At 71.5% G+C, this 25064-nt stretch carries 20 protein-coding genes and 1 pseudogene; 9 read left to right on the top strand and 12 right to left on the bottom strand.

Annotated features, from left to right (window positions below; genetic code table 11):
- Positions 1-94: 94 nt before the first annotated feature.
- Positions 95-1228 (bottom strand): glycerophosphodiester phosphodiesterase, encoded by a 1134-nt coding sequence (locus tag AB0F72_RS05645; protein WP_360425644.1) that lies wholly within the window; start codon positions 1226-1228, stop codon positions 95-97.
- A 683-nt stretch (positions 1229-1911) separates the two neighbouring features.
- Positions 1912-4869 (bottom strand): glycine--tRNA ligase, encoded by a 2958-nt coding sequence (locus AB0F72_RS05640; protein WP_360425641.1) that lies wholly within the window; start codon positions 4867-4869, stop codon positions 1912-1914.
- 44 nt (positions 4870-4913) lie between these two features.
- On the opposite strand from AB0F72_RS05640, the gene AB0F72_RS05635 reads away from it, so the two are divergent.
- The gene (locus AB0F72_RS05635) at positions 4914-6056 is read left to right on the top strand and encodes an acyl-CoA dehydrogenase family protein (RefSeq protein ID WP_360425638.1); all 1143 of its coding nucleotides are present in this window, start codon (positions 4914-4916) and stop codon (positions 6054-6056) included.
- A gap of 248 nt (positions 6057-6304) precedes the next feature.
- On the opposite strand, the gene AB0F72_RS05630 is transcribed toward AB0F72_RS05635, so the two are convergent.
- Together AB0F72_RS05630 and AB0F72_RS05625 are read right to left on the bottom strand one after the other, a co-directional pair.
- Entirely contained in the window at positions 6305-7093 is a 789-nt protein-coding gene (locus AB0F72_RS05630; RefSeq protein ID WP_360425634.1) for a hypothetical protein, read from the bottom strand.
- Between the two features lie 84 nt (positions 7094-7177).
- A complete protein-coding gene (locus AB0F72_RS05625; protein WP_360425631.1) occupies positions 7178-8704 on the bottom strand; it encodes a sensor domain-containing diguanylate cyclase in 1527 nt (508 codons plus the stop codon).
- Positions 8705-9020: 316 nt separating this feature from the next.
- On the opposite strand from AB0F72_RS05625, the gene AB0F72_RS05620 reads away from it, so the two are divergent.
- On the top strand, positions 9021-10802 hold the full coding sequence (locus tag AB0F72_RS05620; protein ID WP_360425628.1) for a glycoside hydrolase family 6 protein: 1782 nt from the start codon (positions 9021-9023) through the stop codon (positions 10800-10802).
- A gap of 144 nt (positions 10803-10946) precedes the next feature.
- Here AB0F72_RS05620 and AB0F72_RS05615 read toward each other — a convergent pair whose 3' ends face one another.
- Together AB0F72_RS05615 and AB0F72_RS05610 are read right to left on the bottom strand one after the other, a co-directional pair.
- On the bottom strand, positions 10947-11627 hold the full coding sequence (locus tag AB0F72_RS05615; protein WP_360425625.1) for a DUF3455 domain-containing protein: 681 nt from the start codon (positions 11625-11627) through the stop codon (positions 10947-10949).
- A gap of 98 nt (positions 11628-11725) precedes the next feature.
- Positions 11726-12568 carry a hypothetical protein gene (locus tag AB0F72_RS05610; RefSeq protein ID WP_360425622.1) on the bottom strand — a complete coding sequence of 281 codons (843 nt, stop codon included), beginning with the start codon at positions 12566-12568 and terminating at the stop codon, positions 11726-11728.
- A 423-nt stretch (positions 12569-12991) separates the two neighbouring features.
- Here AB0F72_RS05610 and AB0F72_RS05605 point away from each other — a divergent pair, with 423 nt between their 5' ends.
- Genes AB0F72_RS05605 through AB0F72_RS05595 form a run of 3 tightly spaced genes read left to right on the top strand, consistent with a single transcriptional unit; the run spans position 12992 to position 16820 of the window.
- Positions 12992-14800 (top strand): translation initiation factor III, encoded by a 1809-nt coding sequence (locus AB0F72_RS05605; RefSeq protein WP_360425619.1) that lies wholly within the window; start codon positions 12992-12994, stop codon positions 14798-14800.
- Entirely contained in the window at positions 14797-16272 is a 1476-nt protein-coding gene (locus AB0F72_RS05600) for an NADH-ubiquinone oxidoreductase-F iron-sulfur binding region domain-containing protein (protein WP_360425616.1), read from the top strand. Before AB0F72_RS05605 ends, AB0F72_RS05600 begins: the two co-directional genes overlap by 4 nt.
- Before the next feature lie 14 nt (positions 16273-16286).
- Complete coding sequence (locus tag AB0F72_RS05595; RefSeq protein WP_360425613.1) at positions 16287-16820, top strand: redoxin domain-containing protein; 534 nt, start codon at positions 16287-16289, stop codon at positions 16818-16820.
- A gap of 41 nt (positions 16821-16861) precedes the next feature.
- Here AB0F72_RS05595 and AB0F72_RS05590 read toward each other — a convergent pair whose 3' ends face one another.
- Entirely contained in the window at positions 16862-17422 is a 561-nt protein-coding gene (locus AB0F72_RS05590) for a DJ-1/PfpI family protein (protein ID WP_360425610.1), read from the bottom strand.
- Between the two features lie 123 nt (positions 17423-17545).
- Between AB0F72_RS05590 and AB0F72_RS05585 the strand changes: the two genes are divergently transcribed.
- Together AB0F72_RS05585 and AB0F72_RS05580 are read left to right on the top strand one after the other, a co-directional pair.
- Positions 17546-17833, top strand: a complete 288-nt coding sequence (locus AB0F72_RS05585) for a type II toxin-antitoxin system prevent-host-death family antitoxin (RefSeq protein ID WP_360425607.1) — start codon at positions 17546-17548, stop codon at positions 17831-17833.
- Entirely contained in the window at positions 17830-18087 is a 258-nt protein-coding gene (locus AB0F72_RS05580; RefSeq protein WP_360425604.1) for a Txe/YoeB family addiction module toxin, read from the top strand. Before AB0F72_RS05585 ends, AB0F72_RS05580 begins: the two co-directional genes overlap by 4 nt.
- Before the next feature lie 205 nt (positions 18088-18292).
- On the opposite strand, the gene AB0F72_RS05575 is transcribed toward AB0F72_RS05580, so the two are convergent.
- Positions 18293-18544, bottom strand: a complete 252-nt coding sequence (locus AB0F72_RS05575; protein WP_360425601.1) for a PspC domain-containing protein — start codon at positions 18542-18544, stop codon at positions 18293-18295.
- A gap of 261 nt (positions 18545-18805) precedes the next feature.
- Here AB0F72_RS05575 and AB0F72_RS05570 point away from each other — a divergent pair, with 261 nt between their 5' ends.
- Positions 18806-20560 (top strand): serine/threonine-protein kinase, encoded by a 1755-nt coding sequence (locus AB0F72_RS05570; protein ID WP_360425598.1) that lies wholly within the window; start codon positions 18806-18808, stop codon positions 20558-20560.
- A gap of 37 nt (positions 20561-20597) precedes the next feature.
- Here the strand turns inward: AB0F72_RS05570 and AB0F72_RS05565 are convergent, their stop codons facing one another.
- Both AB0F72_RS05565 and AB0F72_RS05560 read right to left on the bottom strand, forming a co-directional pair.
- Positions 20598-23015 (bottom strand): Tex family protein, encoded by a 2418-nt coding sequence (locus AB0F72_RS05565; protein WP_360426059.1) that lies wholly within the window; start codon positions 23013-23015, stop codon positions 20598-20600.
- A gap of 219 nt (positions 23016-23234) precedes the next feature.
- Positions 23235-23624 (bottom strand): annotated as a pseudogene (locus AB0F72_RS05560) (ATP-binding protein); the annotation flags it as partial.
- Positions 23625-23689: 65 nt separating this feature from the next.
- On the opposite strand from AB0F72_RS05560, the gene AB0F72_RS05555 reads away from it, so the two are divergent.
- A complete protein-coding gene (locus tag AB0F72_RS05555; protein ID WP_360425595.1) occupies positions 23690-24409 on the top strand; it encodes a protein phosphatase 2C domain-containing protein in 720 nt (239 codons plus the stop codon).
- 110 nt (positions 24410-24519) lie between these two features.
- Here AB0F72_RS05555 and AB0F72_RS05550 read toward each other — a convergent pair whose 3' ends face one another.
- The gene (locus AB0F72_RS05550; protein WP_360425592.1) at positions 24520-24678 is read right to left on the bottom strand and encodes a hypothetical protein; all 159 of its coding nucleotides are present in this window, start codon (positions 24676-24678) and stop codon (positions 24520-24522) included.
- Between the two features lie 9 nt (positions 24679-24687).
- Complete coding sequence (locus AB0F72_RS05545; protein ID WP_360425589.1) at positions 24688-25056, bottom strand: MmcQ/YjbR family DNA-binding protein; 369 nt, start codon at positions 25054-25056, stop codon at positions 24688-24690.
- Positions 25057-25064: the final 8 nt, after the last annotated feature.

Raw genomic sequence — 25064 nt, 5'->3', positions numbered from 1 at the left:
CACGCGCCGGGCCCTTCATTGATCAGAGCGCCGGGCCTTTCGTTGATCAGAGCGCCGGGCCTTTCGTTGATCAGAGCGCCGGGCCTTTTGTTGATCAGATCAGCGTGCGGGCCAGGACGCCCACGTCCGGGTTGTCGGTGAAAAGACCGTCGATCCCGGTACGGAGGAACGTGACCTGCTCGTCGATGGCCTTGCCGTAGGCGCTCGGGTCGGTGCCCACCCGCAGCTCCGCCGGCAGGAACGAGTTCTCCGCCCGGAACGTGTAGGGGATGACCTTCAGGCCCGCCTGGTGCGCGTCCCGGACCAGGCTGGTCGGCGTGCCGAGCGTGCCGTCCGCCTTCCGCGGGATGATCTGGGTCTTCTCCGGGCCGAGGCCGCTCACGAAGTCGTTGAGCTCCTTCAGCCCGGCCGGGGTCAGGTAGTCCGCGTAGCTGCGCGGGTCGTTGAACGGGCCGCCGGTCGCGCCGGTCAGGAACACCAGCGGCACCGCGACGCGGTACCTGTCGGCGAGCTCCCGCAGGTTCGCGGCCTCGAACGACTGCACGAACACCTTCGCGCCCCGCCGGTCCAGGCCGTTGCGGCGCAGCGTCCGCACCAGCGGCCCTTCCAGAGCAAGACCCAGATTCTTGAAGTACGTCGGGTGCTTCGTCTCCGGGAACACGCCGAGATCCCGGTCGAGCTCCTTCGACAGGCGCTTACGCAGGTCCAGGACCTCCTGGAACGTCGGCACCTCGAACCGGCCGTCGTACAGCGTGTTCTGCTGCCGGATCGCCGGGATCCGCTCGGTCGCCCGCAGCGTCTTCAGCTCGGCGAGGGTGAAGTCGTGCGTCCACCAGCCGGTGACGCTGACACCGTCGAGCAGCACCGTCCGCTTGCGGTTCGCGAACTCCGGCCGGGACGCCACGTCGGTGGTCCCGCCGATCTCCGGCTCGTGCCGGCACACCAGCACGCCGTCCTTCGTGATGACCAGGTCGGGCTCCATGTAGTCGGCGCCCATCCGCGCCGCGAGCTCGTAGGCCGCGAGCGTGTGCTCCGGCCGGTAGCCGGAGGCGCCCCGGTGCCCGACGATCAGCGGCGCGGCCTTCCTGCCGGTCCCGGCCAGCACGGCCCCGGCCTGCGCGGCCTTCTCACCGGGCCGGGCCAGCGCGGGTGCGGCCATGGTGCCGGCGAGCGCGGGAGCGGCGGCGGCCGCGGCTCCGATGCGCAGCACCTGACGGCGATCTGCCACGTTCTCCTCCACGAGATTTTCGGGTCCGGCGCGTGCCGCCGGACTGTCCGCCGAAAGTCCAGGTGACCGATTCGTCGGGAGAGAGAAGCCCTCATGAACGAGGAGAAGCCATTGCGGTACGGGTAACCGCCCCTCCCGACCTCGGACCCGTCCCGCGGAGCCTACGCAGGCGGTCGCGTCGATGTGGGGGCTGCCCCGGGGGGGTGAACGACCGGCGCACCGGGCGCGGAACTGGCGCACCGGGCGGGGCCGGCGCACCGGGCGGGGCCGGCGCACCGGGCGGGGCTGGCGCATCGGGCGCGGAGCCGGCGCGGGATCTCGGTGTCCCGGGGTGGCGACAGCGCGGCCGTCAATCGGCCGGAATCGGTGATCAAGCGTGGATGAGGTCGCACATAACGTCATCGTGCGCTTACGTCGACGCCAGGGCAGGGATGAGGACGCACGGGCCGCTTACGTGTGCCCTCATCCCGCGCCGGGCGGGCTTGCGTGTGCCCTCATCCCGCGCCGGGCGGGGTTGGGTGTGCTCTCGTCCGCGCCGGGCGGGCGTCGGTGCGTTCCCACCCGCGCCGCTCCGGGCCCCTGACTCCCAGCGGTCGCGCAGCCCCCGCTGCGCGAGACCGGCGACCGGCGACGGCGCAACCGGCGACCGGCGACGGCACAACCGGGGGCCGGGGGTACGGCATTCACTGGAGGCGCAGGTGAGCCCAGTCGAGCAGTCCCTCGCCGAGGTCCCGGACGGTGGCGAGCAGACCCAGCCGGGCGGCCCGCAGCGCCGGATCGTCGGCCATCACGAACACCTCGTCGAAGAACGTGTTCAGCGGCGCGACGAGCCCCCGCGTCGCCCCCACAAATCCGGAAATGTCCGAGAAGTCAGAGACGGCGCCCACCGCAGCGTGCAACGCCAGCTCCGCGGGCTCCGTCAACGCCGCAGCCGAGTACGACGACTCGGTGCCCGCGGGAACGATCCGCCGGGCCCGCTGCACCGCAGCCGCCACCGCCCGGAAGTCCGGATCGTCGACGGCCGAACCCAGCTGCGCCAGCAGGAAGTCCACCCGCGCCGGCCGGCCCTCACGGGCCAGCACCGCCCGGACCCGGTCCACCGGCTGCCCCTCCTCGGTGAGCACCTGCTCGAGCCGCTTCGCGAGGAAGTCGGCACACGCCGGCACCACGTCGGCCGCGACCGGCACCGGCTGCGCCGCGGCGGCCACCCGCAGAGCGTCGACCAGGTCCAGCTCGGCCAGCGCGGGCGTCGCCCGGTGCACCGCGATCAGCCCGAGGAACGCGCGGCGCAGCGCGAACGGGTCGCTGCTGCCGGTGGGCAGGCCGACGGTCGCGGCCAGTCCGGCGATCACGTCCAGCCGGTCGGCCACCGAGAGCAGGGCACCCGTGACGGTACGCGGCAGCTCGTCCCCGGTGTTGCGGGGCAGTTCGGCCTCGTACACCGCCTGCGCGACAGCCCGTTCCTCACCGGCGCGCAACGCGTAGTCCCGCGCCATCACCCCGGCCAGGCTGGTCATCTCGGTGACCAGCTGCGACCCGAGGTCGAACTTCACCAGCGACGCGGCCCGCTCCAGCGCACCCGGCGACACTCCGAGGCCGGCGGCCAGGGCACGCGCGAGAGCGGAGATCCGCGACGCCCGATCCGCCATCGACCCCAGCTTGTCGGTGAACGTCAGCCGGTCCAGCCGGGACCGCATGTCCTCCAGCGACGTCGCGAGATCCGCGCGGTAGAAGAACGCCGCGTCCTCGTACCGGGCCCGCAGCACCGCCTCGTTGCCGGCCCGGACCAGTTCGACGTCGACCGGCCCGTTCGCCACCGTCACGAACATCGGCAGCAGCGCGCCGTCCGCGTCCCGCACCGGCAGGTAGCGCTGGTGCTTGCGCATCACCGTGGTGAGCACCGCGTCCGGCAGGTCCAGGTACGACTCGTCGAACGTCCCGAGCAGCGGCAGCGGCTGTTCCACCAGGTCGGTGACCTGATCGATGAGGGCCGCCTCGCCCTTGACGTCGATCTTCCCGTCCGGGTAGACGAGGTCCTGCGCCCCGATCACGATCAGTTCCCAGCGGTCCTCGTGGTCGGCGACGATGCCGTTCACCCCGAGCGTCTCCAGGAACGTCTCGGCCGACTCGATTGCGATCACCGGTTCGGCGGCGGTGCGCAGCAGCCGGGTGGTGCGCCCGGCGGCGAGCGTGGAGACGGTCACCGGCACCACGTCGTCGCCCCAGAGCGCCGTCAGCCAGCGGATCGGCCGGCTGAACGACAGCTTCGGGTCGTTCCAGCGCATGTTCTTGGCGGCCCGCAGGCCGGTGACGACCTGCGCGAGCACGGTGGCGAGCACGGCGGGCGCCGCGCGGCCGGCTTCCTGCTTCTCGACGACCACATGGGGTACGCCCCCGATCTCCACGGTCGTCAGGGAGTCGACGGCTACCCCCTGGGACCGGGCGAAGCCCTCCAGTGCTCTGGTCGGCGCGCCGTCCGGCCCGTACGCGGCGGCGGTCTTGGGTCCTTTGACCTGGCGCACGTGATCGTCCTCGCGCGCGCCCACCGCCTGGACCACCGTGATGAGCCGGCGCGGCGTGCCGTAGACCCGGATCTCGCCGTGGGCCAGCCGGGTGCCCGCCAGACCCTCGGTGACCAGCCGCGACAGCTGCGCCCGGGCCGAGCGCAGCTCGCCCGGCGGCAGTTCCTCGGTGCCGATCTCGAAGACCAGGGTGCGCGCGTCGCTGCTGGTCTGGGTGCTGGCCGCCGGTCGTGCGGCGTCGAGGGCCGGCGCGGTCCCGAGGGGGAGACCGAGCTCGGCGCGGCGGGCCACCCAGAGTTTCGCGACCTCACCGGCGAGGCGGCGCATCCGGGCGAACTCGGCGGCCCGTTCGGCGGTGGAGACGGCGCCGCGGGCGTCGAGGACGTTGAACGCCTGCGAGCACTTCAGCACGAAGGTGTGCGCCGGGACGGGCAGGCCGGCGTCGATCATCCGCTGCGCCTCGCCGGCGTAGAGGTCGAGCAGTCTCCGGTTGGCCTCGATGTCGGCGTCGTCGAGGTAGTAGCGCGACATCTCGTACTCGGACTGGCCGAACACCTCGCCATAGCTGACCCCCTTCGCGTACTCGATCTCCTTGAAGTGGGTCTTGTCCTGCAGCGCCATGATGATGCGCTCGATGCCGTAGGTGATCTCGACGCTGACCGGGTCGAGGTTCAGGCCGCCGGCCTGCTGGAAGTAGGTGAACTGGGTGATCTCCAGCCCGTCCAGCCAGACCTCCCAGCCCAGGCCCCAGGCGCCGAGGGCGGGGGAGGCCCAGTTGTCCTCGACGAACCGCACGTCGTGGGCGGCGACGTCGATGCCGATCGCCCGGAGGCTGCCCAGGTAGAGCTCCTGCGGGTTGCCGGGGTCGGGCTTGAGGACGACCTGGAGCTGGGTGTGCGTCTGCAGGCGGTTCGGGTTCTCGCCGTACCGGGAGTCGTCGGGGCGCACCGACGGCTCGACGTAGACGACCTTCCACGGTTCCGGGCCGAGCACGCGCAGGAACGTCGCCGGGTTCAGGGTGCCGGCGCCGACCTCGGTGTTCATCGGCTGGACGACGAGCGCGCCCTGATCTGTCCAATACGCCGTCAACCGGGCCAGTGCATCCTGCATGGTGAGCATGGGACCGAAGTCTAGGTGCGGCGTCGTGGGGGTACGAACGGAACATGCTTGCCGGAGATCTTTACGCCTTTCAGGGCCTCCTGACGGAGGACGAGTCCGCGATCGTTCAGCGCGTGCGGGACTTCCTGGCGTCCGAGGTGACGCCGATCGCGAACGAGTACTGGTCCAGAGCCGAGTTCCCGACCCACCTGATCAAGCGGTTCGCCGGGCTCGGGCTGGCCGGTGCGGAACGGTCATCGCTGCTCAACGGATGGCTCGCGCTGGAGATGGGCCACGCGGACGCGTCGATGGCGACGTTCTACGGCGTGCACGCCGGCCTCGCCATGGGCAGCATCCAAACCTGCGGGTCGCCCGAGCAGCAGGAGCGGTGGCTGCCGGCGATGACCGCGTTCGACCAGATCGGGGCGTTCGCGCTGACCGAGCCGACGGGTGGTTCCGACGTGGCGGCCGGGTTGCGCACGACCTGCACGCGCGACGGCGATTCCTGGGTGCTGAACGGCGCGAAGCGCTGGATCGGCAACGCGACGTTCGCCGATCTGATCGTGGTGTGGGCCCGCGACACCTCGGACGATCAGGTCAAGGGATTCGTGGTGCCGGGCGACGCGCCGGGCCTCACCGCCACCAAGATCGAGAACAAGATCGCGCTGCGGATCGTGCAGAACGCGGACATCACCCTCCACGACGTCCGGGTGCCGGAAGCCGATCGCCTGCAGCGGGCCACCTCCTTCAAGGACACCGCGAAGGTCCTCCGGCAGACCCGCGCGGGCGTCGCGTGGCAGGCGGTCGGCGTGATGCTGGCGGCCTACGAGATCGCCCTGGACTATGCGAAGGAGCGGGAGCAGTTCGGCCGCCCGATCGCCAAGTTCCAGCTGGTCCAGGACCTGCTGGTGCGGATGGTCGGCAACGTGACGGCGTCGCTCGGGATGTGCGTGCGGCTGGCCCAGCTCCAGGACGAGGGGGTCTACAAGGACGAGCACTCGGCGCTGGCGAAGGCGTACTGCACGACCCGGATGCGCGAGGTCGTCGGCTGGGCCCGTGAGCTGCTGGCCGGCAACGGCATCGTGCTCGACTACGACATCGGCCGGTTCGTGGCGGACGCCGAGGCGCTCTACTCCTACGAGGGCACCCGCGAGATCAACTCGCTGATCGTGGGCCGGGCGGTGACCGGCCACGGCGCCTTCGTCTAGCCCCACCAGCCCCCCGCGTGTGGAGTTGGGGTGCGATCCGCGCCCGAATTCAACACGCGGTGCTGGGCCCGCCCGCGTGTGTGGAGTTGGGGTGCGATCCGCACCCGAATTCAACACGCGGTGCTCGCCCGGCCCGCGCGTGTGGAGTTGGGGCGCGATCCGCACCTCAGTTCAACACACGCGGGTGGTTCCGCTCGTGTGTGGGGAGTTCGGGTGCGGAGCGCACCTCAAAGCCACACGCTCGGGGGCTAGACGTAGGTGATCTCGTTCACGGTCTGTGTGGCGGTGAACGAGAGGTCGCAGAGCGTTGCCTGGCCGCGCTCGCGCTGCACGCTGGACCAGGTCAGATAGAAGTGCCCGTTCCGCTCGGTGGGCGCCAGGTCGAACTCCACCGGCCCGGCGCCGTCCTTGAAGTCCCGCCAGCCGGGGTCGCCGGGCTCGTGCCTGTTCCACGGGTCGCGGGTGAAGCCCAGGCTGCCGCCCGACCGGGTCGGCCCGCAGTCACGCCGGAAGCTGAGGTGCACCGGCCCGGTGCCGAGCGTCAGGTCCGGGCCGTGCGCCCGGCAGACCGTGTGGCACTGCATCCGGGTGGCGGTCCAGGCATAGATCAGCCGCGTGACGGTACGGGTCGTGTAAACCGCCAGATAGTCGCTGGCGGAGGCCTGGCCGCGCCGCTTGTTGCCCCGGTAGAGCACCTCGTAGTCGCCGGACGCTGTCGCGGTCACGGTGAGGCTGAACCGCCCCGAGCTCGCCGCGGTCGTGCGCCCGATCCGCACGTACGGATCGTTCTCGGTCCGGCGGAAGAAGACGTCGACCGGGGCCGCGTTGCCGCTGTTCCCGGCGCCCGCGTACCCGGAGAGGGTGACCCGCGACCCCCGGGTGACCTGGTCGGGCGAGATCGCGAAGGTGATCTCGGTGAGCGGGCCGCGCAGTGCCGGGGCCGGGGCCGGTGCCGGGGCCGGGGCGGGTGCCGGGGCCCCGGCCGGCGCTCCGGTGGCCAGCACGGTGGCGGCCACTAACAGGTGGGTCCCGAGCATCTAGCGGTCCTTCCGGGTCGGTTGCCGCCCGAAATTACCACCTTCAGACCGATTTATCCGGGCTTGTTGGTCATGATCGGCGCGTCACCGGGCTGCGACCCGGACCCCGCCGCCACCGCGTTTCGCCTCGTACATGGCGGCGTCGGCGTCGCGCATCAGGGCCCCGAAATCGGCCGCGTGATCCGGGCAGAGGGCCACCCCGATGCTCGCGCCGATGCGTACCTCCTCGCCCTCGATGTCGAACGGCTCGCGCAGCCGGGCGCAGATGCGCTCGCCCACCAGGACCGCGGCGTGCTCGTCCGGGTCGGCGGTGAGCAGCACCGCGAACTCGTCGCCGCCGAGCCGGGCCACCAGGTCCGGCCCGCGGACCGCCTCCAGCATGCGCTTGCCGACCAGCTGCAGCAGCACGTCGCCGACGTGGTGCCCGACAGTGTCGTTGACCTTCTTGAACCCGTTCAGGTCGAGCATCAGCAGGGCCATCCGGGTACCGGTGGCGTAGGCGGCCTCCACCGCCTGCCCGGCCCGGTCCAGCAGGTTCTTCCGGTTCGGCAGGCCGGTCAGCGAGTCGTGGAACGCGTGGTGGGTGAGCTCGTCGACGTGCACCTGGGCGGCCTGCCGCATCCGGGCGCTGTCCAGGATCAGCGCGCCCTCGGCGGCCAGCTGCTGCGCCAGGATCCGGTCCCGGGCGCTCCACTCCCGGCCGCTGCTGGAGTCGCCGCACACCACGATGCCGACCGCGCCGGTCCGCGACATCAGCGGCATCGCGATGAACGACCGGATGCCGATCGACTGCACGAACCCGTTCGACCGGGTCCTGGACATGGCCGCGTCGGCGACCAGGATCGGCTCGCCCGCCTCGGCGGCCGAGCGCCACAGCGGGGAGTCGGTGGCAGCCTTGCCGAGCAGGCTGTCGACCAGTCCCTTCCGGATCTCGGGCGTGAAGCCGACGCCGTGCACGTACCGGATCCGGCCCTCGCCGTCGATCAGGTGCATCCCGGCGTGCTCGGTGCGGAACGCGGTCGTGGCGGCACGGGTCAGCAGCTCGGCGGCGGCCTCCACGCTGCCGGCCGTCATGCCCTGCTCGAACAGTCCCTGGATGGTGGCGCTGCTGTGCGCGACGAACTGCCGCTCCTTCTCCGCGGCCAGCCCCTGCAGGGTGGTGGCGAAGTGCAGCGCCATCGTCGCGATGGTGTCCGCCCGCAGCTCCCCGAGCGCCGAACCGGTGAGCAGCAGGACGCCCACGGTCTGGCCGCCGATGCGCAGCCGGATCGCCATCTGCTCGCCGCTGACCACCGGCTTGCCGCCGGCCGGGGTGCGGAACACCTTGCCGGCGACCATCTGGTCGCGCCGGCCGGGCTCGCCCACCCGCGCGGTGGCGGTCATCATGCCGGTCTCCGAGTCCAGCTCGTAGACGGTGGCGGCGGTCAGCCCGGCGATCTCCCGCAGGTGCGGTCCGGTCAGGTCGAGAACGTGCTGGACCGAGGGGGTGTCCTTGGTCATGAACGCGACGAGTTCGGCCAGCAGGAGGCTCTGCCGGTCCGGGGTCATGGCCGCTTCGCCGGGGAACTCCACCTGGAGCCCGGCTGTATCCACTGCGCTGCCTGCGGTCATGGTCGTAGGGTCGGCACCGCGCCGGTCCGGTTGAGCCGCCGGCCGCGCCGCGGGGTCGCAAATCAGGTGCAGCCCGGTGATCTTTCCGGGCGCCCCGGGCGCTCCGCCGCCGGTGGTCGCCGCCCCTTGTCACGGCCTCGGCCGGCGGTGCTGACGCCACGGAATGCGGCGGTGAACTGCCCGTTGCCGCTGTGTTTCCGGATCATTGCGCTGGGAGCGCTCCCATGTAATGCTGTCTCCATCGGCCAGCGATCCCCACCGATGTGTTGGCTCGTTCCCTGGCGCGCTTGCGCCGCCCCCGTCTCGAGGAGTCCTCATGAGACCCATCCCCACCCGTGCCCGGGCTCTCACGGCGGCCGCTGCCGTGAGCATCGTGGCCGGCGCCGGTGCCGTCGCTGTGGCCGGTAGTGCCAGTGCGGCGGCCGGTTGTCGCGTCGACTATGCGGTGAACCAGTGGAGCAGCGGGTTCACCGCCAACGTCACCGTCACCAACCTGGGCGACCCGATCAGCGGCGGCTGGAACCTGAAGTGGGCCTACGCCGGCAACCAGACGGTCACGCAGGGCTGGAGCGCGACGGTCAGCCAGTCCGGCCAGAACGTCACGGCCACCAACCCGTCGTGGGCCGCTTCGCTCGCCACGAACGGCACCGCCAACTTCGGCTTCAACGCCAACTACTCGGGTACGAACGCCGCGCCCACCTCCTTCTCCCTGAACGGCGTGGTCTGCAACGGCAGCGTCCCGAGCGGCTCGCCGTCGACCTCCCCGTCCTCCTCGCCGTCGACGTCGCCGTCCAGCTCCCCGTCGAGCTCGCCGTCCACGTCGCCGTCGAACCCCAACCCGGGGACCAAGGCCGACAACCCGTACGCCGGCGCCAAGGGCTACGTGAACCCGGAGTGGAAGGCGAAGGCCGAGTCGGTGACCGGTGGCAGCCGGGTCTCCAACAACCCGACCGCCGTCTGGCTCGACCGGATCGCCGCCATCAACGGCACCACGGGCAGCAGCTCGAACGGGTCCATGGGTGTGCGTGACCACCTGGACGCGGCACTCGCGCAGGGCGCCGGTTACATCCAGTTCGTCATCTACAACCTGCCCGGCCGGGACTGCGCCGCGCTCGCCTCCAACGGTGAGCTCGGCCCGAACGAGCTGCCGCGCTACAAGTCCGAGTACATCGACCCGATCGCCGCGATCCAGGGCGACGCGAAGTACGCCAGCCTGCGGATCATCAACATCGTCGAGATCGACTCGCTGCCGAACCTGGTGACCAACACCTCCGGCCAGCCCGGCGGCACCGCGACGTGCGACACGATGAAGGCCAACGGCGGATACGTCCAGGGCATCGGGTACGCGCTGCAGAAGCTGGGCGCGCTCGGCAACGTCTACAACTACGTGGACGCCGCGCACCACGGCTGGATCGGCTGGGACTCCAACTTCGGCCCGACCGCCGACATCATGCTGCAGGCCGCCCAGGCGTCCGGCAACGTGAAGAACGTGCACGGCTTCATCACCAACACCGCCAACTACTCGGCGCTGCGGGAGCCGTTCGTCCAGCCGACCACCACGGTGAACGGCCAGAGCGTGCGGCAGTCGAAGTGGGTGGACTGGAACCAGTACACCGATGAGCTCTCCTTCGCTCAGGCGTTCCGGAACAAGCTGGTCTCGATCGGCTTCGACTCCGGCATCGGCATGCTGATCGACACCTCCCGCAACGGCTGGGGCGGCTCGGGGCGGCCCGCCGCGGCGAGCACCTCGACCGACGTCAACACCTTCGTCAACGAGTCCCGCATCGACCGGCGGATCCACGCCGGCAACTGGTGCAACCAGGCCGGCGCCGGCCTCGGTGAGCGTCCCACCGCGGCCCCGGCCGCCGGTATCGACGCCTACGTCTGGGTGAAGCCCCCGGGCGAGTCGGACGGCTCGTCCACGCTGATCCCGAACGACGAGGGCAAGGGCTTCGACCGGATGTGCGACCCGACCTACACGGGCAACGCCCGTAACGGCAACAGCATGTCGGGTGCGCTGGCCGGCGCGCCGATCTCCGGCGCGTGGTTCCCGGCGCAGTTCGCCGAGCTGATGGCGAACGCCTACCCGGCTCTCTGATCCACGTTCCCCATCCGGCAACCGGCCGGCGTCATCTCGGACGCCGGCCGGTTGCTCTTTGTCGTGCCTCCTCCTGCGTCGCCGCTGCTCTGGGCGTCGCCGCTGCTCTGGGCGTCGCCGCCGTTCTCAGCGTCGCCGCCGTTCTCAGCTCTTCGCCACGAAGAAGCGGTAGACCGCGCGGTACGGGACGGCAGTGGTGGCGCTGCCGGAGCAGGAGCCGGCCGGCGCGATGCCGCCGACGGTGTCGAGCCGCTGGATGTAGGTCACCTCGCCGAACACGCCCGCACCACGGGTCGCCTTCGCGGTGATCCGAAGCTGCGGGATGCTGTCCGGATGCGCCGACGGCGCCCGGACGGCGGACGCGCCGTCGCCCTCGACCAGCGATCCGTCCTGGTCCGACTGCCAGGTCGGGCCGCGGTAGTGCAGCGCGGTCACCTTCTTCTGCGGTCGCAGCCGCATCCCGGTCAGCGAGGCGGCCGGTTCGATGAGCGTCCACGCGCCGGCCGTGCAGCCGTAGATCTGCACGCCCCTGGCCTTGAGCACCGAGTTGACGACGTGGCCGGGCGGCGGGGCCAGCTCGGGTGGCACCCGCGGCGCGCCGGCCGGAGCACCACCGGCGGAGACTGAGCCGCCGGGAACCGTGCCGGCGGAGACCGTGTCGCCGGAGACCGTGCCGGCGGAAACATGGCCGGCCCGGGCGGCGGCCGGCGCCGCCGTGGCCGGCATGCCCTCCGTCGCGGCGAACGAGACGCTGGCCGGCGCCGCCACCGCGACCAGGGCGATGGCGCCGAACGTGCCGAAGATTTTCACAAGACGCCTGGTCACGAGGCCCTCCCCAGTGGACGGTGTCACCGGGCCTCACCGTAACGGGCCGCCGGAGGGTAGCGGCCCGTTCAGTCGGGAAATCACCCGCAGGAAGCCCTTTACCGGGAGGATCCGGGCATCGTGTAGAAGCCGGTCGGCACCTGCCGGGCCCGCTGCCGGGCGGCTCGGGCCCGGGACCGGATGCGCAGCAGCAGGAGCACACCGAGGAAGACGAAGACGCCGCCGACGATCAGTCCGGGGCCGAGCAGGAAGGAGTCCTCGGAGACCAGGGCGGCCTGCGGATCCCCGGACGCGGTGTCGTCCGCGCCGGCCGCCGGGGTCTCGGCGACCGGCGCCTCGGTGGACTCCTCGTCCGGATCCGGCTCCGGCGACGCGGAGCGCGACGGCGAGGGCGACGGTGACGGCGGCGTGTCGCTCTCCACCTGCGTGGTGGCGCCACCGGCGGTGAGCAGGGTGTCCCGGGCGTCGAACGCCCGCGCCTCGAACTGCACCGGGCCGGCGTCCGGGCCGGTGAAGGCGACCTGCCAGCGCCCGGTGACGGTCCGGCCGCGGCACAGCGTGCCCGGGTCCAGCTGGGCGTCGAGGATCGTGGTGGTCACGCCCTCGGTGCTGGTGGTCGTCCGGAACTCGCCGTCGTCCTCGACGCGGACCACCCGGAGCTGGTCGTCCTGCAGGCCGGAGTGCACGAGCAGCGCCCAGCGGACCTTCCGGCAGCGCCGGTTCTCCGAGGTGACGACGGCGGTGACGGTCTGTGCCGAGCGCCCGGCGGCGAACGTCTCCGGCGCTGTCACCCGTACGCTGAATCCCGGCTCGTCGGCGCGGGCCGGTGCTTCCAGCGTCGTACTCAGCGCGGCGCCGGCCAGCACCGCACCGACGAGGCTGGTACCGACGAAACTGGTACCGGCGAGACTGGTACGGAGCCGGGCAGTCCCGTGACGCATGGCGAACCCCCTCTTCCCGGCAGGGCGAGCGATTCGCCTGCACTACTTAGTTCGCCGCCAGTGCCGGAATGGTTCAGCCGGTGTCCCGCGTCACCCGCACGGAATTCCTTAAATCTTCCTTAGGAGAGCAACCTTCTCGCTGTTTCGGCAGCTCAGCTCGCCATGAGCGAAGGGTAGTGGGGCAACTACGCAAAAAATTCCGACGGTGTTCATCCGAACCCCGGCGGGCCACGTAATCCGGGGAGGACACGGACCGGGGTACGGCAGGGGAAAGCAACGGCCACGGATCGGGTCCGGCAGAGCTTGAGCGCGGGGCGTCCCCCACGGACGCCGGCGTCCCACCGCCCACGGGACGTGCCCGCACGCAAGGAAAACGAGGAGTCAATGGCCCGGTCGAAGAACAATCAGCGAGCTGCCAGTCGGGTGGCGGTCGACGTCGGATCCACCGGCACGCGTCCGGCCTCGAGAACCGCGATCGTCTTGCTCGTCCTCAGCGTCCTGGCCGCACTCTGGTCCGTCGCCATGATGACGAAGCCCGGCCGAGTCGGCTACTACTACTTCTTCATCTACGCCGAGTTCTACATGGGCGTGATCAGCCTGGTGTCGCTCTCGGTCACGATCATGGTCGGCCTGGTGGCGACCGACCGGCTGGTGCTCAGCATCCGCCAGCGGGTCCTGCTCCAGTCCACCCACCGGACCACCGGCCTGATCGCGGTGACCGCTCTCGTCATGCACGTCTGGACGAAGTACGCCGAGGAGCACATCCGGCTCATCGACATCGTCATCCCGTTCCTGCTGCCCGGGAACAACCTCTACGTCGGCCTCGGCACCATCTCCGGCTGGATCATGGTGCTGGTCATGTGGACCGGCATCATCCGGTCCCGTTTCATCGGCCGGGGAAAGCCGTGGATGTGGCGGGGCATCCACTCGATCTCGTACCTGATGTGGCCGATCGCCCTGGTCCACGGGCTCTCGGCGGGCCGCCCGGCGGCCACCTGGGTCACCGTCAGCTACGTCGTCTGCGTGCTCGGCGTGCTCGTCGGCCTGGCCGTGCGCCTCACGGTCAGCCTCAACCGCAAGAAGGACTTCTCGTCGGCGGCCGGCACCGGCCTGAAGCCGGTCGGCCAGCTGGTGCCCACCGGCTCGCCGGCGCCCAAGCGGCGTCCGGGCCGGCGTGGTGAGCCCGTCGTGGACCTGATGGCGCCGGCCGCTCCGATCACCCAGTCCTGGACGCCGGCCGCTCCGCCGGCACCGCCCGCCCCGCCGGTGTCCCGCCCGGTCAGCCCGGCCCCGGCCGCTCCGATCAGCCCCGCCCCGGCCGGTTACCCGGTCAGCCCGGCTCCCATGGGGTACCCGGTCAGCCCGGCCCCCGTGGGGTACCCGCAGGACCGTGTCCCGGCCGAGCTGGAGGCCCCGGCGCCGCGGCAGCGGCGCGCCGTCGAGGACGACGACCGTTACGACACGTCGACACGGGCGATGTCGCGGCGCGACATCGAGGACGAGCGTTACCGGTACGACGACGAGCCCGCCCCGCGCTCCCGGGGCGGACGGTCGCAGGAGATCTACGGCGAAGTGCCGCGCCGTGGCCGCCGGTTCGACGACGACGAGCCTGCGCCCCGCTCCCGCCGCGACGACCCGGCCTCGACCGGTGCCCGGTTGCGCCGGGACGAGCTGGAGTCGACGGGCACCCGGTTGCGCCGGGATGAGCTGGAGTCGACGGGTGCCCGGTTGCGCCGGGACGAGCTGGAGTCGACGGGCACCCGGTTGCGGCGCGACGACCCGGCCTCGACCGGGACCCGGATGCGGCGCGACGACCTGGAGGACACCGGCACCCGGATGCGGCGCTACGCCGACGAGGAGCCGCCGCCGGTCCGTCGCCGCGAGCCCGAGTACGACGACCGCCCGCGCCGTCACCGTGACGACGACTACGACGAGGTGCCCCGGCCGCGCTCCGCCCGCTACGACGAGGAGCCGCGGGGCGGCCGGTACGCCGACGAGGAACCGCCGCGCCGCCGCGCCGACGGCCGGCACAGCAGCCGCAGCGGATTCGTCGACGTCGCCGACGGCGAGTGGGGCGAGCCGGACGACTCGCCCGCCCTCGTCGACATGGCGTCCCGCCGGTCGCGCCGCGCGGCCCCGCTGGAGCGGGAGAGCCGTGGCAGCCGCCGGGGACGCGACGACGACGAGTCCTACTTCTCCCAGCTCCGTGGTGACGTCAGGGAAGCGAATTGAGTACCGCACAGGTTCCACCGGTCACGGCGATCGGAACGCCACGCATCACGGCGGGGTTCGACGAGTACGGCCGCCTCGACCTCATCGCGCACCAGGAGGTGCACGGCGGATTCGCCGCGCTCTCCTCCGGTGAGCTGGTCGGGCTCGCCGACCGGATCGAGCTCCGCGGCCGGGGCGGCGCCGGTTTCCCGTTCGCCCGCAAGGTCCGCGCGGTGATCGACTCCTGCCGCCGGCAGGAGTTGCCGCCGGTGATCGTGGTCAACGCGACCGAGGGTGAGCCGCCCTCCTGGAAGGACAAGGCCGTGCTCACCCGCGGCCCGCACCTCATCCTCGACGGCGCCGCCCTCGCGGCGGCCGCCCTGGACGCCGAGGAGATCGTGATCGGCGTCGCCGACGACGGCGTCGGCCTGAACTCGATCACCGAGGCGCTGGCCGAGCGGAAGATGCCGTGCCCCACCCGGATCGTCACGGTGCCGCACCGGTTCATCTCCGGAGAGGGCGGCGCGCTGGTCCGCGGCATCAACGGCGAGGCGCACATCCCGCCCGGTCGCAAGGTCCGGTCCAGCGACAACGGCGTGATGGGCCTGCCGACCCTGCTGTCCAACGCGGAGACCTACTCCCAGCTGGCGATCGCCGCCCGGATCGGGCCGTGGGAGTACAACTCGGTCGGCATCCCGGAGGAGCCCGGCACGGTCATGCTCACCGTGGGCGGCTCGGCCACCGCGCCCGCCGTGGTGGAGGCGCCGAGCGGCACCCCGCTCATGGACGTGCTGACCATGTGCGGCGCCGACCTCGGCCCCGGCCTGCTGGTCGGCGGTTACCACGGCAAGTGGATCACCGCGGAGCAGGCGCAGACCGTGACGATCTCCCGTAAGGGATTCGCGAAGGTCGGCGGCACGCTCGGCGCGGGCATGCTGATCCCGATCGGCTCCAACACCTGCCCGCTCGGCGAGGTCGCCCAGGTCGTGCAGTACCTGGCCGGCGAGTCGGCCGGTCAGTGCGGCCCGTGCCGGATCGGCCTGCCCGACCTGGCCCGCGCGGTCACCCTGGTGTCGCTCGGCGGCAACGCGGTGGAGAACGTGCGGCAGGCCGCCGGCCTGGTCAAGGGCCGGGGAGCGTGCAGCCACCCGGACGGCACGTCCCGGTTCGCGCTCTCCGCGCTGGAGGTCTTCGCCGAGGACGTGCGGGCGCACACCAACGGCGAGGGCTGCGGCAAGCAGGTACGGGGCATCCTGCCGCTGCCGTACACGGCCGAGAAGGGCGCTCGGAAGCTGGCGCTGGACTGGTCGCGGTGCGACGGGCACGGGCTCTGCTCGGCGGTCGCCCCGGAGATCATCCGGTTGGACCACAACGGTTTCCCGGCGTTCCCGCAGACACCGCTGCCGCCGTGGCTGGAGGACGGCGCTCGCAAGGCGGTCAACGTCTGCCCGGCGCTGGCACTGCGACTGACCGAGCCGACAGCCGTCAAGTGAAGCGGAGGCGGGCTTTGCGCGTACCCAAGCTGGTTCTGACAATGATCGTGGCGCTCGTCGCCGCGGCCGGCTGTTCCACCGCGAAGACCGCGCTGCCGAAGGCCGGCGCGCCGGCGCCGTCCGCCGCCGCGAGCGTCCCGCAGGCGTTCGCCTTCACCGGGACCACGCTCGCCGGCGCCGCGTTCGACGCCGCCAGCCTGGCCGGGAAGCCCGCGCTGCTCTGGTTCTGGGCGCCCTGGTGCGCCACCTGCGCGAGCGAGGCCCAGTCGGTCGCCGACCTGCACGAGGAGTACGGCGACCGGCTGGGCATGCTCGGCATCGGCGGGCTCGGCACGACCGAGGCGATGCGGGAGTTCGTGGACGAGATGCAGGTCGGCACGGTGACCCACCTCAGCGACCCGGCCGGGCGGATCTGGCAGCGGTTCGGGATCGCGCAGCAGAGCTGGTACGTCTTCGTCGATCCGGCCGGCACCATCGTGCACCGCGGCTACCTCGACGACCTGCAACTCACCACGAAGGTCCGGGAAATCACTGGCCTCGCTCGCTGATCGTGACCGGCGTGTTCGCCGTCAGCGCGGCGCCTTCGCCGTCAGCACGGCGCCTTCGCCCTCAGCACGGTGAGGAACTCGCGCATCCACGCGGGGTGGTCCGGCCAGGCGCGGCCGGTCACCAGAACGCCGTCCACCTGCGCCGCACTGTCCGCGAAGGCGGCGCCGGCGGCGCGCACATCAGGGGCACAGGCCGGGTACGCGCTCACGGTGCGTCCCGCCAGCACCCCCGAGGCGGCCAGCACCAGCGGACCGTGACAGAGCGCCGCCACCGGTTTGTCGCTGTCGAAGAAGTGCCGCACGATGCGCCGGCAGTGCTCGTCGTTGCGGATGTACTCCGGCGCGCGCCCGCCGGGCAGCACGAGCGCCGCGTAGCCCGCCGGATCGATGTCCGCGAACGCCGTGTCGGCCGGCCAGGTGTGACCCGGCTTCTCCGTGTACGTGTCGAAGCCGTCCACGAAGTCGTGCACCACGAACTGCAGTCTCTTGGCCGTCGGCGCGGCGATGTCCACGTCGTAGCCTTCTTCTAGGAGCCGCTGGTAGGGGTACATCACCTCCAGGTCCTCCGCCGCGTCGCCGGTCAGGATCAGGATCTTGGCCATGGTCGCCTCCGCCCGTCGGTCTTTCCGTCATTCTGCGGCGGCGGCTCCGAGATCGGTGAGAGTCGGAAAGCTTTCCGCCCCGATCGGGGATGCCGACGGAGGAGTACAATTTTCTGTACTTCCGTGGAGGTGGAGATGCGCACGGTGAACTTCACTCAGCTGCGACAGAACCTTGCCGCCGAACTCGACAGCGTGGTCGACGACGCCGAGGAGCTGATAGTGACTCGCTCTGGCCACGAGCCCGTCGTCATCGTGCCGCTGGCCGAGTACGAGTCGATGAAAGAGACCGAGTACCTGCTTCGTAGCCCGAGCAATGCGGAGGCCCTGCGTCGATCGATGGCCGAGCTCGATCGAGGTGAGGGGAAGGAGCGAGCCCTCGTCGACCCGGACGCGGCGCAGGACGTGGCATGAGGCTGATCTTTTCCACGACGGCGTGGTCGCAGTACCTCAGCCATGCGGACCGCAAACTGGTCAAGCGAATCAACGACCTGATCGCGGACGTGATGCGTAACGGCTACGAGGGCATCGGCAAGCCGGAACCGCTGCGCGGCGAGTTGTCCGGCCTCTGGTCCCGGCGTATCGATCGGGAACATCGTCTCGTCTACCGGATCAAGGATGGCGACGTCGAGATCGTTGCCTGTAAGTATCACTACGGCGACAGGTGATTCGGCGAGGGTGGGCTGGGAAAATTCAAACCGCGTGAGCTTGTGCGTGGCGGTGAGAGATGGCTTATCCCTTCGACGGCCGTCAGCCGGGCTCTCGGCTACCGGCCGTCAGCTCCGCCGAGTAGCCGGAGGGTGAGACTCCCTCCGGCTACTCGGCCACCAAACCGAGCCAGCGCGGCCTCGATCTCAGAAGGACGCCGGCGGGTCAGAAGGACGCGGGCGGGGTGCTGGTCGGGGCCCAGGCGGGCTTCTCGGCCGGCATCAGGAGCCAGAGGACCGGGTAGATCAGGATCTGGCTGCCCGGGATGACGAAGAGGATCAGCACGAAGAGGAGCCGGGCGATCCACGGGTCCAGGCCGAACCGGCGGGCCAGACCTGCGCAGACACCGCCGATCATCCGGCCGTCCTGCGGGCGGACCAGGCCCTGGCGGGCCATCGAGTCGTGCACGGCGTTCATGGTGGGTCTCGCTTTCCGGTAGTGGCTTATGCATCAAGCCTGCGCTCCGCCGGCCGCCGAAACCATCCGGCGATGCCCGGATCCGACCCTGAGAGAGTGCTCGGGGAGACCGTGCAGATCTCTCCGGGAGACCGTGCAGACCCCTCCGGGAGACGATGGCGTTTCCTCCGGGAGACCGTGGAGAGGGCTCCGGGAGGAACGCGGGAGACCCCGCCCTATACAGTGCAGCCGGCGACAAAAAGCGGCCGGGGGGCGTTAGCGATGGTCGATGGAACACTGCCGGGGGAACGGACCGCGCCGCTGCGGCCGAGGGACCCGAAAAGCCTCGGCGACTACCAGCTGGTGGGTCGCCTGGGCGAGGGCGGGATGGGCACTGTCTACCTGGCGAAGACCGCCGCCGGTGTGCTCGTCGCTGTCAAGATGGTGCGTGCCGACCTGGCGCACGACGACGAGTTCCGGCGCCGGTTCCGCAGCGAGGTCAACCGGGCCCGGCAGGTGCCGCCGTTCTGCACCGCCGAGGTGCTCGACGCCGACCCCGATCATGAGCATCCCTATCTTGTCGTCGAGTACGTGGACGGGCCCACCCTGGCCGAGGTGGTCGAGGAGCGCGGGCCGCTGACCAGCGCCAACCTGCACGGTGTCGCGATCGGGGTGGCGACCGCGCTGACCGCCATCCACGGCGCCGGGGTGATCCACCGTGACCTGAAGCCGCGTAACGTGCTGCTGGCGCCGGGCAGCCCCAAGGTGATCGACTTCGGGATCGCCCGGGCCATGGAGGCGACCAGCGCGAACACGCGCACCGACCAGATGGTCGGCACGGTGGCGTACATGGCGCCGGAGCGGTTCGGCACCGAGGCGGACGCCCCGGTCACGCCGGCCGCGGACGTGTTCGCGTGGGGGAGCGTGGTGGCGTACGCCGGCACCGGGCGGACGCCGTTCGCCGCGGACTCGCCGCCGGCCACCGCGGCCCGGATTCTCACTCAGCCGCCGCGGCTGGACGGCCTCAGCGGCCCCCTGCGGGATCTGGTGGCGCACGCGCTGGAGAAGGACCCGGCGAACCGGCCGAGCGCCCGCGAGCTGCTCGACATGCTGGTCTCCTCCGGTGAGCGGCCGGCCGCCACGGCGGCTGCCTTCGCCGACCAGCCGGACCTGAAGGCCGCGGCGGTGGAGGCGCAGTCGGTGACCGGCTACGCGCCGCTGCTCAGCATTCCGCCCGGTCTGGTGGGCTACGACGAGAACTCGATCGTCACGGTGCCGATCTCGGAGGCGCCGACCATGGTGGGCGCCCCGGCCGGGCCGAAGCCGCCGCTGCGGGCCGGGCGCCGCTGGGCGCTGCCCGCCGGTGTCGCCGTGCTGATCGCCGCGGTGGTGGCCGGCGCGGTCATGCTGGCCCTGTCGCTGCGCCAGCCGGGCGGCGACGGGGCCGGCGCCAACCCGGACGGCGGGATCATGCCGGGCCAGGCGCTGATCCACGACGGGTTGCGCAGCCAGCTGTTCTGGCGGCCCACCACGATGCCGAGCGAGACGGCGAGCTGCTCGTTCGACGACGCGCTGGTGGTGCACCGGGAGATCGAGGGCACCTACCGGTGCAGCGGCCCGCTCGACACGATGCCCGCCGACCTGCGCGCCGAGGTCGGGGTGCGGCTGGTCACCAAGGACAGCTGCGCGGCGATCTGGTTCCGCTTCCAGGACTACGTGGGGTACCAGCTGCGGATCTGCGAGCAGAACGTCTATCTCGGCGTGCACCGCGACGGCAAGGTCACGGTGCTGAAGACGTTCCCGATCGCGGACGCGCCGATCCAGCTGGGCGCCGCGCCGACCTTGATCTCGATCTCCTACACCGGGGAGTACTTCGAGGTGCTCCGCGACGGCACGCTGCTCGGGTCGGCGATGCTGACCGACAAGCAGATCACCGGCGGCCAGGTGGTGCTGGGCATCTTCACCGAGCGGGGCGCGCCGCGGAAGGGCCCGTACGAGGTGGCGTTCACCGACGTGAAGATCTGGGCCGCCGGCTGACGGGCCCAGATCCGCACCGCGTTCTAGTCCCGGGGTTCTAGTCCCGGGTCAGGCCGGCCCGGCGCAGCGCGTCCGCCATGGCGCTGTTGCCGAAGCTGTTCCCGCCGCCCTGACGGCCGCCCTGGCCGCCGCGCTGGCCGCCCTGCTGGCGCGGCTGCCCGCCGCGCTGCTGGCCGCCCTGGCCGCCCTGACGGCCACCGTGCCCGCCCTGGCGGCCCTGACCGCCACCCTGGCCGCCCTGAGCGCCGCGCTGGCCGCCACGGTCCTCGCGCGGGCCGCGGCCCTTCGCCGGCTCGTCCTGCAGGCGCATGGAGAGCGAGATCCGCTTGCGGACCGGGTCCACCTCGAGAACGCGGACCTTCACCACGTCGCCGGACTTCACCACCTCGCGCGGGTCCTGCACGAACTTGTCGGAGAGCGCCGAGACGTGCACCAGGCCGTCCTGGTGCACGCCGATGTCGACGAACGCGCCGAACGCTGCCACATTGGTGACCTGGCCCTCGAGGATCATGCCCGGCGACAAGTCGGCGATCTTCTCGACGCCCTCGGCGAAGGTGGCCGTGGTGAACGCCGGGCGCGGGTCGCGGCCGGGCTTCTCCAGCTCCTTGAGGATGTCCGTGACGGTCGGCAGGCCGACCGTGTCGGTCACGAACTTCTCCGGCCGGATCGCCTTCAGCAGCGGGCTGTTGCCGATCAGCGTCTTGATGTCGGCGCCGGCGTCCGCCGCGATGGTCCGGACCACCGGGTACGACTCCGGGTGCACGCTGGAGAAGTCGAGCGGGTCCTCGCCGTCGGAGATCCGCAGGAAGCCGGCGCACTGCTCGAACGCCTTCGGGCCGAGCCGGGCCACGTTCTTGATCTCCTTGCGGTTCTTGAACGGGCCGTTCTGGTCGCGGTGCAGCACGATGTTCTCGGCCAGGCCCGCGGTGATCCCGGAGACCCGGGTGAGCAGCGGCGCGGAGGCGGTGTTGATGTCCACGCCGACGCCGTTCACACAGTCCTCGACCACCGCGTCCAGCGACCGGGCCAGCTTCACCTCGGAGATGTCGTGCTGGTACTGCCCGACGCCGATCGACTTCGGGTCGATCTTGACGAGCTCGGCGAGCGGGTCCTGGAGGCGGCGGGCGATCGAGACGGCGCCGCGCAGCGACACGTCCATGCCGGGCAGCTCCTGCGAGGCGTACGCGGACGCCGAGTAGACCGACGCGCCGGCCTCGGAGACGACCACCTTGGTCAGCTTCGCCTCCGGGTGCCGCTTGATCAGCTCGGCGGCGAGCTTGTCGGTCTCCCGGGACGCGGTGCCGTTGCCGATCGCGATCAGCTCGACGTTGTGCTTCGAGGCGAGCGCGGCCAGCCGGTGGATCGACTCGTCCCACTTGTTCTGCGGCACGTGCGGGTAGATCGTGTCGGTGGCGACCACCTTGCCGGTCGCGTCGACCACGGCCACCTTCACGCCGGTCCGGAAGCCGGGGTCCAGGCCCATCGTGGCGCGGGTGCCCGCCGGGGCGGCGAGCAGCAGGTCCCGCAGGTTCGCCGCGAAGACCCGGACCGCCTCGTCCTCGGCCGCCTCGCGCAGCCGGACCCGCAGGTCGGCGCCGAGGTGGATCAGGATCCGGGTCCGCCACGCCCACCGGACCGTGTCGACCAGCCACCTGTCGCCGGGCCGGCCCCGGTCGCCGATGCCGTTGCGGCCGGCGATGCGGCCCTCGAAGTAGCCCTCGTCCTCCTCCGGGTGCGGCTCCATGGTGAGCTCGAGGACGTCCTCCTTCTCGCCGCGCAGCATCGCCAGGATGCGGTGCGAGGGGAGCTTCGCGTACGGCTCGGCGAAGTCGAAGTAGTCGGAGAACTTCGCGCCGTCGGTCTCCTTGCCGGAGCGGACCTTCGCCACCAGGCGGCCGCGCTTCCACATCTGCTCGCGCAGGTCGCCGATCAGGTCGGCGTCCTCGGCGAACCGCTCGATCAGGATGGCCCGGGCGCCGTCCAGGGCGGCCTGCGCGTCGGCGACGCCCTTCTCGGCGTCCACGAACGCCGCGGCGGCCGCTTTCGGGTCCACCGAGGGGTCCTCCAGCAAACCGACCGCGAGCGGCTCCAGGCCGGCCTCACGGGCGATCTGTGCCTTGGTCCGCCGCTTCGGCTTGAACGGCAGGTAGATGTCCTCCAGGCGGGCCTTCGTGTCGGCCTCGAGGATCTGCTGCTCGAGCGCGTCGTCGAGCTTGCCCTGGGAGCGGATCGACTCCAGCACCGCGGCCCGCCGGTCCTCCAGCTCCCGCAGGTAGCCGAGGCGCTCCTCGAGCGTGCGCAGCTGCGCGTCGTCGAGAGTGCCGGTCACCTCCTTGCGGTAGCGGGCGATGAACGGCACCGTGGCTCCGCCGTCGAGCAGTTCGACGGCCGCGGTGACCTGTCCTTCCCGGACCCCGAGTTCCGAGGCGATGCGCTGATGGATAGCTGTCGTCACGCCGACGATTGTTACCGAGGCCGCTGTGCGTTGTCGCGCCGCCCCGCGCGGTCGGCTGTTGACGGTCACCGCGCGGACGATGCCGCCAGGGTCTGGGGCCCCGGTGCGCCCCGATGTGGTACGGCGCCGTTGTTGCTCGCCATCCCCTCGGCCAGGCAGCCGGCCTGGCCCACGTCGGCCGGGCGCAACGCGCTCAGATGGCGCCGCAAGATCTTCAACGACGAGTACGGTGGGACGCCCGCCCACGAGCGCACGGACGGCCGTCACCGCGAGACGCAGAGCGTCCGGCGTGTACCGCTCGCGGGGGACGTCGGGATCCTGTTCGAGCCAGGCGAGAGCGTCCCCGGGTACCCCGATGTCGCGAATGTCACGATCGGCCAGGACCGCGGCCAGCCAGTCGTAGGGCGCCGGCGAGTGCGCCCGCGCCGCGCCGGACAGCACCGCAATCGGCTCCGCGGTGCGCAGGAACTCGCTCACCAGCGTGCTCTTGCCGGTCCCCTGATCGCCCGTGACCAGCACCGTCACCGGCGTCCCCGGCGCACGCACGCGGGCACCGGCGCGCCGGAGATCGTCCGGCGCGGGTCCGCGACCCACCAGTGTCCCCGCCATCATCAGCACACACTACGTAGGAGGTACTAGAGACAACGGAATTGGGCTTTGGCACTCTTAGCACCATGACGCTTGCTGTCCGGGCGGTCGCCGCCACTGATCAGGGCCTGGTCCGGTCCAACAACGAAGACGCCGTCTTCGTCGGTAATCGACTGTTCGTGGTGGCGGACGGCATGGGCGGGCTCCCCGCCGGGGAGCTGGCGAGCGACATCCTCGTGCAGACGCTCAGCACCGTCGACACCGCGCCGGACACCGGCGAGCCGCTGCAGGATCTGATCGCCGCGCTGCAGACCGCGAACCAGCGCATCGAGGCGGCCGTCGCCGACGACGACGCGCGCGACGGCATGGGTACGACGGTGACCGCCCTGCTGCTCTCCGGTGACCGCCTGGCCGCCCTGAACGTCGGCGACTCCCGCTGCTACCTGCTGCGCGACGGCGACTTCCAGCAGCTCACCCGGGACGACACCTACGTCCAGGCGCTCGTCGACCAGGGCGTGCTCACCCCGGACGACGCCCGCCGCCACCCGCAGCGCGCCCTCGTGACGCAGGCCGTGCAGGGCGGCCCGTTCCGCCCGGCCGGCCGGATGATCCCGGCCCGGGTCGGTGACCGCTATCTGCTCTGCAGCGACGGCCTCTCCGATTACGTGGAGGACGCGGTGATCGCCCGGACGCTGCGCGAGGTGGCCGACCGCAAGGAGTGCGCGGGCGAGCTGGTGCAGCGCACGCTGGACAACGGCGCCCCGGACAACGTCACCGTGATCGTCGCCGACGTGGTGGAGGCCTGACCGGCAGGATCAGGGCAGCTCCAGGAAGTCGCGGACCGCGTCCTCCACGGCGTTCATCGTCGCGACGGAGACGAAGCCGTGGTTCTCCCGGAGCGCGCTGCGGTCGAGGATCACTCTCCGTATGCCTGCGCGGCCGCGCGCTGGCGTGTGCGTCGCGCCTCGGGCAGGACCTTGCGGACCGCCTCCGTGACAGCGGCTGAGGCGTTGCCCTGACTCTGCAGGTAGGCCGCGACGTCATCGGGCACGCTGATGCTGAGCTTGACGGTCATACTTTGATCCTACTGAGGGCGCGGCAGGCGGGCCACCAGGGATTTCGGGGCCACCGTGCGGAAGGCGTCGGTGCACAGCTCGGTGATCTCGGTCCAGTCCGGGTCGCCGTCGAGGCGGACGCCGAGCCAGCCGCGGTGCCCGACGTAGGGCGGGCGGAAGAAGCGGGCCGGGTCGGCGGCGATCAGCTCCTCCTGGGCGCCGGGTGGGGCCGCGCACCACAGGTGCGGGAAGTCGTGGTCGTGGTGCCCGTCCGGCCAGAGCATGACGAACTGCTTGCGGTCGCGGACGAAGAAGGCCGGCGCGCCGTGGCTGAGTCGTTCGGTGGCCTCGGGCAGGGCGAGGCAGATCGCCCGCAGGCGGTCGGTGGTGGACTCCATGCCGCTAT

This window comes from Actinoplanes sp. NPDC023936, from assembly GCF_040639325.1.
GTDB lineage: Bacteria > Actinomycetota > Actinomycetes > Mycobacteriales > Micromonosporaceae > Actinoplanes.
This window is presented reverse-complemented; position numbering and strand designations above follow the sequence as displayed.

Bases quoted from the DNA above. Each gene is read 5' to 3' on its own strand.
- AB0F72_RS05640 (WP_360425641.1), bottom strand. From the start codon at position 4,869: ATGCTCACCATGCAGGATGCACTGGCCCGGTTGACGGCGTATTGGACA.
- AB0F72_RS05635 (WP_360425638.1), top strand. From the start codon at position 4,914: ATGCTTGCCGGAGATCTTTACGCCTTTCAGGGCCTCCTGACGGAGGAC.
- AB0F72_RS05630 (WP_360425634.1), bottom strand. From the start codon at position 7,093: ATGCTCGGGACCCACCTGTTAGTGGCCGCCACCGTGCTGGCCACCGGA.
- AB0F72_RS05625 (WP_360425631.1), bottom strand. From the start codon at position 8,704: ATGACCGCAGGCAGCGCAGTGGATACAGCCGGGCTCCAGGTGGAGTTC.
- AB0F72_RS05620 (WP_360425628.1), top strand. From the start codon at position 9,021: ATGAGACCCATCCCCACCCGTGCCCGGGCTCTCACGGCGGCCGCTGCC.
- AB0F72_RS05610 (WP_360425622.1), bottom strand. From the start codon at position 12,568: ATGCGTCACGGGACTGCCCGGCTCCGTACCAGTCTCGCCGGTACCAGT.
- AB0F72_RS05590 (WP_360425610.1), bottom strand. From the start codon at position 17,422: ATGGCCAAGATCCTGATCCTGACCGGCGACGCGGCGGAGGACCTGGAG.
- AB0F72_RS05580 (WP_360425604.1), top strand. From the start codon at position 17,830: ATGAGGCTGATCTTTTCCACGACGGCGTGGTCGCAGTACCTCAGCCAT.
- AB0F72_RS05575 (WP_360425601.1), bottom strand. From the start codon at position 18,544: ATGAACGCCGTGCACGACTCGATGGCCCGCCAGGGCCTGGTCCGCCCG.
- AB0F72_RS05570 (WP_360425598.1), top strand. From the start codon at position 18,806: ATGGTCGATGGAACACTGCCGGGGGAACGGACCGCGCCGCTGCGGCCG.
- AB0F72_RS05555 (WP_360425595.1), top strand. From the start codon at position 23,690: ATGACGCTTGCTGTCCGGGCGGTCGCCGCCACTGATCAGGGCCTGGTC.
- AB0F72_RS05550 (WP_360425592.1), bottom strand. From the start codon at position 24,678: ATGACCGTCAAGCTCAGCATCAGCGTGCCCGATGACGTCGCGGCCTAC.
- AB0F72_RS05545 (WP_360425589.1), bottom strand. From the start codon at position 25,056: ATGGAGTCCACCACCGACCGCCTGCGGGCGATCTGCCTCGCCCTGCCC.